This is a genomic window from Rhizobium zaerense (assembly GCF_051810725.1).
In the GTDB taxonomy this organism is placed as follows: Bacteria; Pseudomonadota; Alphaproteobacteria; order Rhizobiales; family Rhizobiaceae; genus Rhizobium; species Rhizobium leguminosarum_I.
Genome location: NZ_JBPWQY020000004.1, coordinates 433,205 through 446,595, shown reverse-complemented (window position 1 = coordinate 446,595; position 13,391 = coordinate 433,205). Strand labels below are relative to the sequence as shown.

General features: G+C 61.0%; 13 protein-coding genes. 8 read left to right on the top strand and 5 right to left on the bottom strand.

All coding sequences use genetic code 11. The features are described from left to right. Positions 1-30: 30 nt before the first annotated feature. From ACS4RR_RS30055 to ACS4RR_RS30035, 5 genes are all read right to left on the bottom strand, one after another. Positions 31-873, bottom strand: a complete 843-nt coding sequence (locus ACS4RR_RS30055) for a DeoR/GlpR family DNA-binding transcription regulator (RefSeq protein WP_003562490.1) — start codon at positions 871-873, stop codon at positions 31-33. 150 nt (positions 874-1,023) lie between these two features. Beyond that, positions 1,024-1,971 (bottom strand): D-ribose ABC transporter substrate-binding protein, encoded by a 948-nt coding sequence (locus tag ACS4RR_RS30050; RefSeq protein WP_162115737.1) that lies wholly within the window; start codon positions 1,969-1,971, stop codon positions 1,024-1,026. 111 nt (positions 1,972-2,082) lie between these two features. After that, positions 2,083-3,135 (bottom strand): ABC transporter permease, encoded by a 1,053-nt coding sequence (locus tag ACS4RR_RS30045; RefSeq protein WP_003562489.1) that lies wholly within the window; start codon positions 3,133-3,135, stop codon positions 2,083-2,085. 22 nt (positions 3,136-3,157) lie between these two features. Next, on the bottom strand, positions 3,158-4,702 hold the full coding sequence (locus tag ACS4RR_RS30040; protein ID WP_456190546.1) for a sugar ABC transporter ATP-binding protein: 1,545 nt from the start codon (positions 4,700-4,702) through the stop codon (positions 3,158-3,160). Further along, positions 4,699-5,355, bottom strand: a complete 657-nt coding sequence (locus tag ACS4RR_RS30035; protein WP_170280917.1) for a DUF2291 domain-containing protein — start codon at positions 5,353-5,355, stop codon at positions 4,699-4,701. Before ACS4RR_RS30035 ends, ACS4RR_RS30040 begins: the two co-directional genes overlap by 4 nt. 376 nt (positions 5,356-5,731) lie before the next feature. Between ACS4RR_RS30035 and ACS4RR_RS30030 the strand changes: the two genes are divergently transcribed. The 8 genes from ACS4RR_RS30030 (at position 5,732) to derI (ending at position 13,322) form a co-directional block, all read left to right on the top strand. Then, a complete protein-coding gene (locus ACS4RR_RS30030) occupies positions 5,732-6,151 on the top strand; it encodes a hypothetical protein (protein WP_456190545.1) in 420 nt (139 codons plus the stop codon). Continuing rightward, positions 6,148-7,722 carry an FGGY-family carbohydrate kinase gene (locus ACS4RR_RS30025; RefSeq protein WP_456190544.1) on the top strand — a complete coding sequence of 525 codons (1,575 nt, stop codon included), beginning with the start codon at positions 6,148-6,150 and terminating at the stop codon, positions 7,720-7,722. The genes ACS4RR_RS30030 and ACS4RR_RS30025 overlap by 4 nt, the downstream gene beginning before the upstream one ends. A 32-nt stretch (positions 7,723-7,754) precedes the next feature. After that, positions 7,755-9,266 carry a glycerol-3-phosphate dehydrogenase gene (locus ACS4RR_RS30020; protein WP_456190543.1) on the top strand — a complete coding sequence of 504 codons (1,512 nt, stop codon included), beginning with the start codon at positions 7,755-7,757 and terminating at the stop codon, positions 9,264-9,266. A gap of 11 nt (positions 9,267-9,277) precedes the next feature. Continuing rightward, the gene (locus ACS4RR_RS30015; RefSeq protein WP_260111320.1) at positions 9,278-10,210 is read left to right on the top strand and encodes a sugar phosphate isomerase/epimerase family protein; all 933 of its coding nucleotides are present in this window, start codon (positions 9,278-9,280) and stop codon (positions 10,208-10,210) included. Between the two features lie 70 nt (positions 10,211-10,280). Continuing rightward, positions 10,281-11,216, top strand: coding sequence for a sugar-binding transcriptional regulator (locus ACS4RR_RS30010; RefSeq protein ID WP_260111321.1), 936 nt, complete (start codon positions 10,281-10,283; stop codon positions 11,214-11,216). Positions 11,217-11,311: 95 nt separating this feature from the next. Next, a complete protein-coding gene (locus tag ACS4RR_RS30005) occupies positions 11,312-12,088 on the top strand; it encodes a DeoR/GlpR family DNA-binding transcription regulator (RefSeq protein WP_456190542.1) in 777 nt (258 codons plus the stop codon). Then, positions 12,085-12,855: a triose-phosphate isomerase gene (locus ACS4RR_RS30000; RefSeq protein WP_222295865.1), complete on the top strand. Its 771-nt coding sequence runs from the start codon at positions 12,085-12,087 to the stop codon at positions 12,853-12,855. The genes ACS4RR_RS30005 and ACS4RR_RS30000 overlap by 4 nt, the downstream gene beginning before the upstream one ends. 11 nt (positions 12,856-12,866) lie before the next feature. Next, the gene (gene derI / locus ACS4RR_RS29995; RefSeq protein WP_003562478.1) at positions 12,867-13,322 is read left to right on the top strand and encodes a D-erythrulose-4-phosphate isomerase; all 456 of its coding nucleotides are present in this window, start codon (positions 12,867-12,869) and stop codon (positions 13,320-13,322) included. Positions 13,323-13,391 lie beyond the last annotated feature (69 nt).

Below are 13,391 nucleotides of genomic sequence, written 5' to 3'. Positions count from 1 at the left end.
TACCTCACGAGGGACAACCGGCACGCGCCGTCAGGAGCGCCCTCCGGCGCCCTTGGCGATGACCACGTTGATATCTCTGGACCGCATGCGGTCGATGTGCACCGGCTGGGTCTTGTCGTCGACGATAACGACGTCGAACTCATCCAGTGCTGCGAAACTGTGGAGCGCACGCCGTTCGAACTTGGTATGATCGGCAAGCAGGATGCGCTTTACGGAACAATCGAACATGGCGCGCTTGGTGTCGACCGTCTCAGGAGACTGGTGCAGCACCGTGCCATCGCTGATCGCCGACATCGAGATGAACGCGACATCGGCCCTGAGAGCCTTGATCTCGTTGATGGTCATACGACCCATGAAGGCATTGCACCAATTGTAATATTGGCCGCCGAGGGCGAGCAGCGTCACGTCGTGCAGGCCCGTCAGCGCATTCATCAGCGTCAGGGAATTGGTAATTGCGGTGACCGGCACCTTCGAAGGCAGATGTGCCGCCATCTGAAGGACCGTGGTTGAGTCATCGAAAAAGATCGCCTGTCCCGGTTCGACGAATTGCATGGCCGCCTCGGCGATCAGCTTCTTTTCGGCCGACTGACGGTTCGAGCGGTAGACGTCGCTGGATTCGATGAGATTGGTCGCCGCCGCCGTGACGATGCCGCGCGTCTTCCTGAAGAGGCCGCGGCTGACCAGTTCATCGACATCGCGGTGAGCCGTCATCAGGCTGATCCCAAAGCGGTCGGTCAGGTCTTCAATCCGCATCGAGCCTTCACCCATCACGGCCTCTGCAATCATGCGGCGGCGCGCGATCTGGCGCGTCTGCCGGCTGTCGCTGGTGAGCTGGTCCAACAGATCGTCGTCCCGGCTGGTCTTCTGTGTCACGGGTCACCCCTGTCGCTGAATGATGGATCCCCGCTTCGTACAGTGATTGCCGCGCCAAGGCAAAAAGGCGAAGAGCAACCGGTGATTGAACCGCCGGCCATCGCTTCCAGCATGAAAGTGAGGGCGCTCTTGCGAGCGCCCTTTTGCCGTTCACTGCGCCAGAACGAACGGGCCAGTGTACTTGTCGATGTTGTCCTTGGTGATCAACAGGCAATCGAAGAGCTGCTTCTCGCTCTTGGCGCCGGTGTTACCCGTCTTGATCAAATTGTCGGCCTGCTTGACGGCCTCTTCGGAGAAGACGGCAACCGGTTGGAGAACGGTGTATTGGAGTTCGCCCGCCTTAATGGCAGCGACGGCATCCGGCGAACCGTCGAAGCCGCCGACCTTCACATTGGCGAGCTTGCCGGCTTCCTTGAGTGCGGCGATCGCACCGAGCGCCATTTCGTCATTGCCCGAGATGACGCCGACGATATCCGGGTTGGCCTGCAGCATAGACTGCATCTTGTTGTGGCCCTGGGTGCGGTCCCAGTTGGCAACTTCCTTGGCGACCTTCTTCAGATCCGGATACTGCGAAAGGACAGTCTCGTAGCCATTCGACCGTGTTGCAGCGTTGTTGTCGGAAGGAGCGCCGAACAGTTCGGCATAGTTGCCTTTGTCGCCGATCGCTTCGACCCATTGCTGTGCGCCGAGGGCGGCACCCTGTGCGTTGTTGGAAACGAGCTGCGCCTTCGCCAGGCCTTCCTGGTTGATTTCGGCGTTGACGAGGAGGACCGGGATGCCGGCAGCAACGGCCTTCTTGACCGCACCGACGGAACCGTCGGCGTTTGCCGGGTCGAGGATGATCGCCACCGACTTGTTGGTGATCGCCGTATCGATCAGGTTGCTTTCGGTATTGGTGTCACCCTTGTGGGCGTTGACCGAGGCCGTGTAGCCCAGCTTTTCGGCAGTTGCCTTGGCGACGTTGCCTTCCGTCAGCCAATAGGGATTCGACGGATCGTTGACGATGATCGTCATCATGCCCGCTGCCCAAGCCGAGCTTGCCAGAAGCGGTGCTACGGCCGCGGCGGCCAGAAGTATGCGCATGCTTTTCTTAAACATAATCTCTCTCCCATTCGTGAGTTCAGTTATTGCCGGGGATCCGGCAGTGCTTTCCCCAATCGGCTTCGTGGATTCCAGCCCGCCGTTGCGGATAAGTTTCGGTCTCAGCCGTCAGGACGATTTGACCCTGCGGCCGTATTGGATGCTGTTCATGAGGACGGCGAGAACGATAACCGCGCCGGTGAATACCGTCTGCCAGTAGGCCGAAACGCCGATGATCACGAGGCCGTCCGAAAGGAAACCGATGACGAAGGCGCCGAGCATGGTGCCGCGGACGGTACCGCGGCCGCCGGTCAGCGCCGCACCGCCGATGACCACGGCTGCGATCGCCGTCAGCTCGTAGGTTGTGCCTGCCGTCGGACCGGCGGAGGTCAGCTGCGAGGAGAGGACCAGGCCGGCGATCGCAGCACAAACGCCGGAAAGCACATAAACGATGATCTTCACGCGCTTGACCGGGACGCCTGAAAGGTCGGCGGCACGCTCGTTCCCACCTGAGGCGTAGAGCCAGCGGCCGAAGGCGGTGCGGCTCAGCACGATGCCGCAAATGATGGCGAGAACCGCAAGCACGATGACCCCGATCGGAATGCCTGCGAGCCGGTTGAAGCCGAGCCAGTCGAAGCCGGTATTGCCGAGTTCCGGGCGGCCGCCGAGATTGTTGTAGGTCAGGCCGTTGGTCATCAAGAGCGCGATACCGCGGGCGACGTAGAGCACGCCGAGCGAGGCGACGAAGGCCGGCACCTTGAGGTAGGCGATCAACACGCCGTTGACCGCACCGACCAGCGCACCAAGCGCACATGTGATGACGACGACGGCCCAGACCGGCGGATAGAGGATCACGCCGAAATAGGTGAGCGTGACGCCGTGCATCAGGAAACCGGCGATGCAGCCTGCAAGCCCCAGTGTCGAGCCGACCGACAGATCGATGCCGCCGTTGAGGATGACGAGCAGCATGCCGATCGCCAGAATGCCGAAGATCGCGACATGCGACGCCATGATCAGGAAGTTGTTCAGCGTAAAATAATAGGGCGACAGGAACGAGAAGACCGCGATGATGACGATCAGTGCGAAGAAGGCCCGGCCCTCCAGAATGAGACGCACGATATTGGTATTGCGCTTCGGCCCGCTGGAAACTGATTTCTTTTCGGTGACGTTCGTGACTGACATAATCAGTGCTCCATAATCCAGGCTAGTGCGCGATCACGGCTTCGCCGGAGGCGGCCATGATCTTTTCCTTGGTGACATCCGAGCCGAACTCGGCCGATATCCTGCCGCGATGCATGACGATGATGCGGTGCGCGATGCTCAGGCATTCATTGACTTCGGACGTCGAATAGATGACCGCCAATCCCTGCTTGGCGCGCTCCGCAAGCAACTTGAAAACTTCCGCCTTGGCGCCGATGTCGATGCCGCGGCTCGGCTCATCGAGCAGGATGACCTTCGGCTGGGTTGCCAGCACCTTGCCGATGACGACCTTCTGCTGGTTGCCGCCGGAGAGCGAGCCGATCGAAGCTGCACCGCCATCGGTTTTCACATGCACCCGCCGGATCGCGTCATTGACGAGATCGCGCTCCCGATGGCCTGAGGTGAAAAGCCCCTTAGTGAAGGCGCGGATACTCGCAAGCGACAGATTGGAGCCGACCGTCATCGTCTGGACAAGACCGTCGCGCTGGCGATCTTCGGGCACGAGCACGAGACCGCTGGCAATGCGCCCGGCGATGCTGAGCCTAATGACGTCCTGTCCTTCGAGCAGAACCTGTCCCCCACTTGCGCGCAGACGTCCCGCAATACACTCGAGCAGTTCCGTGCGCCCGGCGCCCATCAGCCCGTAGATGCAGACGATCTCGCCGGCACGCACCTTGAGAGACAGACGATCGACTGCATTATAGGCAGCGCCGGAGGGGCCGGGGACACTGAGATTTTCAATGGAAAGCGAGACGTTTCCGAACGGGTGTCCTTCCGGCGGGCTGCCGAGGTCGAAATTCTCGCCGACCATGTTACGGACGATCCATTCGAGATCAATATCCTTGCGCTCGGCATAGTCCGTCATGTTTCCGTCGCGCAGAACGACGGCGTGATTGGTGATCTGCAGCGCCTCTTCCAGATGATGCGAGATGTATACGATCGACACGCCGCGGCTCGTCAGGTCGTGGATGACCTTGAAGAGCACTTCCACCTCCGTCGCGCTCAGCGCCGAGGTCGGTTCGTCCATGATCAGGATGCGCGAATTGATGGAGAGGGCTCGTGCAATCTCAACGATCTGCTGCTGGCCGAGACGAAGATCCTCGACGCGAGTTTGCGGATCGATGTCTTCCTCGAGCTCTTCCATCAGCGCCCGGGTCTGACGTTCCTCTTCAGCGAAGTCGACGACACCGCCCTTGATGATCTCCCGGCCCATGAAAATATTGTCGCGCACGCTGAGATTAGGGGCCAGGCTGAGCTCCTGATGGATGATGGAGATCCCGCACTCGCGCGCATGGGTCGACGAGCTGAAGCTGATCGGCGAGCCGTCGAGAATGATCTCGCCGGAGCTTGGCTGCGCCACACCCGAAAGGATCTTCATCAAGGTCGACTTGCCCGCACCATTCTCTCCGAACAGCGTTGTGACCTGGCCGCGATGGATGTCGAAGTTCACCCCCTTCAAGGCGTGAACGCTGCCGTAGGATTTTGCGATGTTGCGGGCTGCGAGGACAACTTCGCCATTTGCCCCGTTGCTGCGTTGCGGCTGGCTCATTTGAGCTCGACCTTCACCGGCGTGACGAGCCAGTTCTTTGGGTTGATAAGTTTGAAGACGCCGACGACGGTCGCCTGCTTTCCGTCCAGGGCGTCAGCATCCAAGCCCGCAAAAACCGCCTTCTTCATCTCGTTATTGATGGCCGAGCCGGCATCCTGATACTGGATCTGGTTGGTGAACTGGCCGAATTCGATGGTGCCGGTTGCGTCGCGGAGGTCCGTGCCGTTGACCGCAGGACCGGTCTGGACACGGACCACCGTCTCGGGAGGCAGCCCATCGATCTTCATTTCGTTGGTGTTCGACTTGCGGGCGCCGAAAACGCCGGTCAGCGTGACAGGAATGACCGGTCCGGTGCTCGTCGCAGTGCCGTATTTCTCGGCTGCCGCCTTCTTGTCGGCGGCAATGGCGGCCGCGAGATCGGCGGCTGCAACGGCCCGCTCCTCGACATTTGCCTTGATCTTCGGGAACTGCTCGGCGCCGAAGGTTTCCGGAGAGAATACCTGCTGGCGGACATCGTTTTCGGAACCGATCCTGACGACCGTTGTATCGAACGCGATCGCTGCAACGACGATGACCGCCAATGCCGCGCTGACAAAGAGCCCGCGATTGCCGCTGCTCGGCTTTGATGCTGCATGATCGGGCGAGGTACTCATGTCCGGACGGCCTTTGGCTTGGAATGGCAAGATGGAGAGGGCTAGCGCAATGATGATCGCAGTCGGGCTGAAGCATTGCGCCGCACCGGAACAGAAACCGGCAGGCCACCCGCAAGAGCGCAACTCTGGATGAATATTCGCATTGGAAGCCTCCTCAACAAGACCGGCGGCTGTCTCCTCCAACCGCCTGGGCCCGCAAATTTTCCATCAGGAAGCGCACTTCCGTGATAGAAATATGTTACTTATTCCGCAAATGATGTTATATATTTTATAAGCTGTCAACGGCGCTTTCACGGCAACTCGACTGAAATGCACAACCTCACACCTTGTTTATCTCGCTGCGGCGCAGCAAAAAGCGACGGCAAATGCAGACATTTTGGCATTTGTCGTTCAGCCGCATGATGGCACCATCCATCTGTTTTTATTGCAGTATATGACAGACAAAACATTGCGCGCGCTGCCGCTTTTGCTGCCGCCCGCCGCTGTCGCCGCGGGGCCGAAGCAAACTCCTTGTTCTTCTATTTTAGATGAAAAAAATTACATCGCTAGAAAAATCTTACTGGCATTGTGGTATCTTTATGTTATATTTTCGAGCGAACTTCGGCAGGTTTCGGCTGCGCGCCAGATCTGGGATTTGCCAAAGGCAGCGCGCTTGCCGTTACCCGTGAAAGGACCGAGGTTGGCAGCCGGATGCATCATCCCAGAGAGTTTAGGGATCGGGAGGACTTCAGATGAATTTGATGCGCGTATTGCCCGCTGCGGCGCTTGCAATGGTGGCGAGATAGGCCTGCGATGACGTCGACCCAGAAGATCATCATTGGCATAGATGCCGGCACCTCGGTCATCAAGGCCGTCGCCTTCGATCCGTCCGGACGCCAGATTGCCACGGCCTCCGTTCGCAACAGATACACCACCGGAGACGATGGCTCGGCAACGCAGTCGCTCGATCAGACCTGGCTCGATTGCGCCAGCGCGTTGCGTGGCCTTAGCGAAAAAGTCCCTGATCTTGCATCCCGCACCGCAGCCATCGCCGTCACCGGACAGGGCGATGGCACCTGGCTCGTCGGCCGCGGCAATAGGCCGGTTGCCGATGCCTGGCTGTGGCTCGACGCGCGCGCCGCAACGACGGTTACGGCACTTGCCGGCGGAACCCAGAATCGTGCCCGCTTCGAGGCAACGGGCACCGGTCTCAACACTTGCCAGCAGGGCGCGCAACTTGCCCATATGGACCGCTTCACGCCGGATCTTCTCGATCGGGCAGAGGCGGCGCTGCACTGCAAGGACTGGCTCTATCTCAACCTTACAGGCGTGCGGGCAACCGATCCATCGGAGGCAAGTTTCACCTTCGGCAATTTCAGAACGCGCCAGTATGATGCCGTCGTGATCGACGCGCTCGGTCTTGACCATAGACGCGGGCTCCTGCCCGAAATCATCGACGGCAGCGAGACCAGCCACCCACTGACATTGGAGGCGGCGAAGGCCTGTGAGCTTCTTGCCGGAACGCCGGTCTGCCTCGGTTATGTCGACATGGTGATGACGGCGCTTGGCGCAGGCGTGCGCAGCGGCGCTCGCAACGCCGCCTGCTCGACGATCGGCTCCACCGGCGTGCACTTGCGCGCCAAGTCCGTTGCCGACGTTCAGCTCAATCGTGAGGGCACCGGCTATGTGATCGCCCTGCCCATCCCCGGCATCGTCACCCAGGTCCAGACCAATATGGGCGCCACGATCAACATCGACTGGATCCTCGGCGTTGCCGCCTATCTGTTGGCCGAGGCCGGCAAGCCTGCTTCGCATGCAGACCTCATTGCGCGCATCGACGACTGGTTTGCAGAAAGCCGGCCGGGGGCGGTGCTTTACCACCCCTACATTTCCGAAGCGGGCGAACGTGGGCCTTTCGTCAACGCCAATGCGCGCGCGGGCTTCACCGGGCTTTCGATGCGTCACCGCTTCCCCGATCTGCTGCGCGGCGTGGTCGAAGGGTTGGGGCTTGCCACCCGAGACTGCTACGCGGCGATGGGCGCGATGCCCGAAGAGCTGCGGGTCACGGGCGGGGCAACACGCTCCGTCGCCCTTCGCCGCTCACTCTCGGCCGCCGTTAACGCACCGATCCGCCAGTCGCGCCGCGAGGAGACGGGGGCGGCCGGCGTGGCGATGATGGCCGCGGTGGCTGTCGGCGTCTATTCCAGCATGGACGATTGCATTGCCGACTGGGTGACGCCGCTGCTCGGCGATCCGGAGACGCCGGATGCCAGCGAGGCTCACCGGTTCGACCGGCTCTTTTCTGCCTATGCCGATGTGCGCCAAGCAATGGCGCCTGCTTGGGACAAGCTTGCCGAAGCCGCAGCGACGTCGCCGGTGGGCGCCTAAATCTGATGCAGCAGGCATCGAAGGAGCATGACATGACCGAACCCGAACTCCTGGATCTCTTCGTCATCGGCGGAGGCATCAACGGCGCGGGGATAGCACGCGATGCTGCCGGCCGCGGCCTGCAGGTCGTGCTGTGCGAAAAGGACGATCTGGCACAGGGAACCTCGTCGCGTTCGGGCAAGCTGGTGCATGGCGGTTTGCGTTACCTCGAATATTACGAATTCCGCCTGGTGCGCGAGGCGCTGATCGAGCGTGAAGTGCTGCTCAACGCCGCGCCGCATATTATCTGGCCGATGCGCTTCGTCCTGCCGCACAGCCCTGAGGATCGCCCAGCATGGCTCGTGCGGCTCGGCCTCTTTCTCTATGATCATCTCGGCGGCCGCAAGAAGCTGCCCGGGACCCGCACGCTCAACCTGCTCCGCGACCCGGAAGGCACACCGATCCTCGATCAATACACACGCGGCTTTGAATATTCCGATTGCTGGGTCGACGACGCCCGCCTCGTGACCGTAAATGCGGTCAGCGCAGCGGAAAACGGCGCTTTGGTGTTGACCCGCTCGCCCGCCGTGTCGGCCCGCCGCGAGAATGGCGGTTGGACCGTGGTCACCAGAAGCAACACCACGGGAGAGACGCGAACCTTCCGTGCCAAATGTCTGGTGAACTGCGCCGGCCCCTGGGTGATGGACATCATCAATCGCGTCGCTGGTTCGAACTCCAGCCGCAATGTCCGCCTCGTCAAGGGCAGCCACATCATCGTGCCGAAGTTCTGGCCGGGAGCCAATGCCTATCTGGTGCAGAACCACGACAAACGCGTCATTTTCATCAATCCCTACGAGGGTGACAAGGCGCTGATCGGGACGACCGATATTGCTTACGAAGGCCGGGCCGAGGATGTTGCCGCCGACGAGACCGAGATCGAGTATCTGCTCCAGGCGGTCAATCGCTATTTCAAGGAAAAGCTGCGTCGCAACGACGTGCTGCACAGCTTCTCCGGCGTGCGCCCGCTGTTTGACGATGGCAAGGGCAATCCGTCCGCCGTTACCCGCGACTATGTCTTCGATCTCGACGAGACCGGCGGCGCTCCGCTGCTCAACGTCTTCGGCGGCAAGATCACCACATTCCGCGAGCTCGCCGAACGCGGCATGCAGCGCCTGAAGCACATCTTCCCGAACATGGGAGGCGACTGGACGGAGAAAGCGCCGCTGCCGGGCGGCGAAATTCCGAATGCCGACTACGAGAGCTTCGCCAACAGCCTGCGGGATATCTATCCCTGGATGCCGCGCAAGCTCGTGCATCACTATGGCCGTCTCTATGGCGCCCGCGCCAGGAATGTGGTTGCCGGCGCGACTGGCATAGAAGGGCTCGGGCGGCATTTCGGCGGACAGTTCTATGAGGCTGAGGCCCGCTATCTCGTCGCCACGGAGTGGGCCGAAACGGCAGACGACATCCTCTTTCGCCGCACCAAACACTACCTCCATCTGAACGAAGCGGAGCGCGCGGCCTTTGGCGAGTGGTTTGCTTCAACCCGCCTTGCCGCCGCCTGAAGGATGCCGCCATGCCGCTGACCCTTTCGCTCAACACCAATCCGCTGGTGAACCGCTTTGCCGACCCAGACGATCTGATCGATACGGTCGCGCGTGATTTGCGGATCCGCGACCTCCAACTGACCCACGAATTCATCAATCCGAGCTGGCAGGCGCCAGTGGTTAGTCGCCTGACGCGCACGATGATTGCTGCCCTGAAGCGCACCGGCGTGCGGGTCACCTCGGGTATGACCGGCCCCTATGGCCGCCTCAACCATTTTGGACATCCGGATGCCGATGTGCGTCGCTACTACGTCGATTGGTTCAAGACCTTTGCCGACATTACCGCCGATCTCGGCGGCCACTCGGTCGGCACGCAATTTGCGATCTTCACCTATAAGGACTTCGACGATCCGGCCAGACGCGAGGAAATGATCAAGATCGCCATCGATTGTTGGGCCGATGTCGCCGAGCACGCGCGTGCCGCAGGTCTCTCCTACATGTTCTGGGAACCGATGAGCATCGGCCGCGAGTTCGGCGAGACGATCGGCGCCTGCCTGTCGCTGCAGGAGCGGCTGACATCAGCCGCAATGGCCATCCCGATGTGGATGATGGCGGATATCGATCATGGCGACATCACCTCCGCCGATCCCGATGACTACGACCCCTATGCCTGGGCACGCGCCGTCCCGCCGGTATCGCCGATCATTCACATCAAACAGAGCTTGATGGACAAGGGCGGGCACCGGCCCTTCACCGCCGAATTCAACGCCAAGGGCCGCATCCAGCCGGCACCGCTGCTCCAGGCGCTGGCCGAAGGTGGAGCAAAAGACAATGAAATCTGCCTGGAACTCTCCTTCAAGGAACGCGAGCCGAACGATCGCCGGGTCATCCCGCAGATCGCCGAAAGCGTCGCATTCTGGGCGCCGCATATCGACACCGGCGTCGCCGACTTGAACATCTGAGGCGGAGATCTTTAAAAGGCAGCACTGCGATACGGCGGAATCGCCGCATGACCTTCGAAAAGGAGCCGTGATGACGGACGCCGATGATACGCTTGCCGTGCGTGCTGCCTGGCTTCACTATGCCGGTGGCCTGACGCAGTCCGACGTCGCTCGCCGTCTTGGCGTACCGTCGGTAAAGGCCCATCGCCTGATCGCCAGAGCGGTCGCCGATGGCGTCGTCAAAGTCACCATCGACGGGGATATCGTCGAATGCGTCGAGCTGGAGATGCGGCTTTCGGAACGGTTCGGACTTCAATATTGCGAGGTCGCACCCGATCTCGGCGAAGAAGGCTTGCCGCTGCGCGCACTCGGCCATGCCGGCGCCGGCTATCTCAAGCGCGAGATCGAGCGCGGCGACAACCCGGTCATCGGCCTTGGTCATGGCCGCACGCTTTCCGCTGCCGTCCAATATATGCCGAGGGTGAGCGCGAAGAACCTGCGCTTCGTCTCGTTGCTTGGCGGGCTGACACGAAACTATGGCGCCAATCCCTATGACGTGATGCATCGCATCGCCGAAAAGACCGGCGCCCATGCCTATGTCATGCCGGTTCCCTTTTTCGCCAATACCGGCGAGGACCGCGAAGTGCTGAAGGCGCAGCGTGCCGTCAAGGAGGTCTTCGATCTTGCCAATAATGCCGATCTGAAGCTCGTCGGCCTGGGAACTGTCGATGCCGAGGCGCAACTGGTTTTGTCCGGCATGGTCGAACCCGGTGAAATTGACGACATCGCCGCCGCAGGCGGCGTCGGCGAAATCCTCGGACATTTTTTCGACGCCGACGGCCATATCCTCGACACTGCGCTGACGGCGCGCACGCTCTCTGCGTCTTTCCCCAAGACCAAGAAAGAGCGGCTTGTGGCGCTGGCGGGCGGACAGTCGAAAGTGGCGGCCGTCCGGGCAATTCTGAATAGCCGCCGCCTTTTCGGGCTGATCACCGACGAGCGAACTGCGCAGGCGCTGCTGGAGTAGGGAAAACAACAACATTTTATCGCAAAATAACATAATAAATGTTGATTATCACGCATACTTCGTTATCTTAACATCAACGAGGGTGGGAGAGCGGGATGAGGCGGGAAGAGCGGCAGCAGTTGATCGTCAACCTGCTCGTCGAAAACAAGACCGTCGATCTCGACGACCTTGCCGATCGCTTCACCGTGTCAAAGATGACGATCCATCGCGATCTCGACGATCTCGAGCAGGCCGGCGTCCTGCGCAAGGTTCGCGGCGGCGCGACCATTGATGCCGGAACGCAGTTCGAAAGCGATTTCCGCATTCGCGAGCGCCAGGGCAACGAGGCCAAGCTGGCTATGGCTGAGACCGCGCTGGAACTGGTCGAGCCGGGGATGACGGTGATGGTGAACGACGGCTCGATGGCGGCCGTGCTCGGGGAAATGCTGCTGCAGAAGCGGCCGCTGACGTTGATCACCAACAATGCGGCGATCATGGAGCGGCTGAAAGGCGAAACCGGCATCACCTTGATCGCGCTTGGCGGCATCTACTCGGCGAAATTCAACGCCTATCTCGGCGTCGTCACCGAGGAGGCATTGTCGCGGCTGAGGGCCGACATCGCCTTCATTTCGACGCCGGCCGTCAGCGGCGCGCGGGCCTATCACATGGACGATAATGTCGTGCGCGCCAAGCGGGCAATGATCGCGTCGTCGACCAGGACCTGCCTTCTGGTCAATCATCAGCGCATCGGCCACACCGCCCTGCATCTCATGGCGGATCTGGCCGACTTCGACGCCGTTATCACCGACAGCGCACCCGATGCTGCTGTCCTGGAGGAATTCGAGCAGGCGGGCATTACGCTCACCATCGCATCAACGCAGGATCCGACATGACCGAAAAGCCGCGCTTCTGGATTGGCACCAGTTGGAAGATGAACAAGACGCTTGCTGAAGCCGAGCATTTCGCCCGCGGTCTCGAAGCTGCCGATGCCGCACGCGATCCGCGTATCCAGCGCTTCGTCATTCCGTCTTTCACGGCCGTGCGCGAGATCAAGGCGATGCTTGCCAAGACCTCGGTGAAGGTCGGCGCGCAGACCATGCATTGGGCCGACCAGGGCGCCTGGACCGGCGAAGTCTCGCCCGTAATGCTGAAGGACTGCAATCTCGATCTCGTCGAACTCGGCCATTCCGAGCGGCGCGAACATTTTGGAGAGACCGACGAGACAGTGGGGCTGAAGACCGAAGCAGCGGTTCGCCACGGTCTCATTCCGCTGATCTGCATTGGCGAGACGCTTTCCGACCGCGAAAGCGGAAAGGCCGCCGACATCCTCGCGACCCAGGTGCGCGGCGCGCTTTCGAAACTTTCTGGCGACCAGAAAGGCGCCGAAATCCTGCTGGCCTACGAGCCGGTCTGGGCGATCGGCGAGAAGGGCATCCCGGCGACTGCGGATTATGCGGATGCCCGCCAGTCTGAAATCATCGCCGTTGCCGAAGCTGTGCTAGGCCGGAAGATCCCCTGCCTTTATGGCGGGTCGGTCAACCCGCAGAACTGCGAAGAATTGATCTCGAGCCCGCATATCGACGGGCTCTTCATCGGCCGTTCGGCCTGGAATGTCGAAGGTTACCTCGACATTCTGGCCAAATGCGCCGCCAAACTCTGAGGAGAAGGAAAATGAAGCTTGCCATTGCAGGAGACAGCGCCGGCGAAGGCCTCGCCAAGGTTCTGGCCGACCATCTGAAGGACCGCTTTGACGTCTACGAGGTCTCGCGCACCAGCGCCGGTGCCGATCCTTTCTATGCCAACCTCTCGGATCGCGTCGCCTCAGGCGTCATCGACGGCACCTACGACAAGGCGATCCTCGTTTGCGGCACCGGCATCGGCGTCTGCATCTCGGCCAACAAGGTACCTGGCATCCGCGCCGCCCTGACGCACGACACCTATTCCGCCGAGCGTGCCGCTCTCTCCAACAATGCGCAGATCATCACCATGGGAGCCCGCGTCATCGGAACGGAGCTTGCAAAGTCTATCGCTGATGCGTTTCTTGCCCAGACCTTCGACGAGAACGGCCGTTCTGCCGGTAACGTCAAGGCCATGGATGATCTCGACGCGAAGTACAGCGCCCGTTGAGCAATGCTGGCGGTGAAGCCGGATATATCCTGGTGGTTGCCGCCTCGTTCAAACGCACGTCGCGACAAA

Bases quoted from the DNA above. Each gene is read 5' to 3' on its own strand.
- ACS4RR_RS30005 (WP_456190542.1), top strand. From the start codon at position 11,312: ATGAGGCGGGAAGAGCGGCAGCAGTTGATCGTCAACCTGCTCGTCGAA.
- ACS4RR_RS30045 (WP_003562489.1), bottom strand. From the start codon at position 3,135: ATGTCAGTCACGAACGTCACCGAAAAGAAATCAGTTTCCAGCGGGCCG.
- ACS4RR_RS30020 (WP_456190543.1), top strand. From the start codon at position 7,755: ATGACCGAACCCGAACTCCTGGATCTCTTCGTCATCGGCGGAGGCATC.
- ACS4RR_RS30015 (WP_260111320.1), top strand. From the start codon at position 9,278: ATGCCGCTGACCCTTTCGCTCAACACCAATCCGCTGGTGAACCGCTTT.
- ACS4RR_RS30000 (WP_222295865.1), top strand. From the start codon at position 12,085: ATGACCGAAAAGCCGCGCTTCTGGATTGGCACCAGTTGGAAGATGAAC.
- derI (WP_003562478.1), top strand. From the start codon at position 12,867: ATGAAGCTTGCCATTGCAGGAGACAGCGCCGGCGAAGGCCTCGCCAAG.
- ACS4RR_RS30040 (WP_456190546.1), bottom strand. From the start codon at position 4,702: ATGAGCCAGCCGCAACGCAGCAACGGGGCAAATGGCGAAGTTGTCCTC.
- ACS4RR_RS30050 (WP_162115737.1), bottom strand. From the start codon at position 1,971: ATGTTTAAGAAAAGCATGCGCATACTTCTGGCCGCCGCGGCCGTAGCA.
- ACS4RR_RS30025 (WP_456190544.1), top strand. From the start codon at position 6,148: ATGACGTCGACCCAGAAGATCATCATTGGCATAGATGCCGGCACCTCG.
- ACS4RR_RS30035 (WP_170280917.1), bottom strand. From the start codon at position 5,355: ATGAGTACCTCGCCCGATCATGCAGCATCAAAGCCGAGCAGCGGCAAT.
- ACS4RR_RS30010 (WP_260111321.1), top strand. From the start codon at position 10,281: ATGACGGACGCCGATGATACGCTTGCCGTGCGTGCTGCCTGGCTTCAC.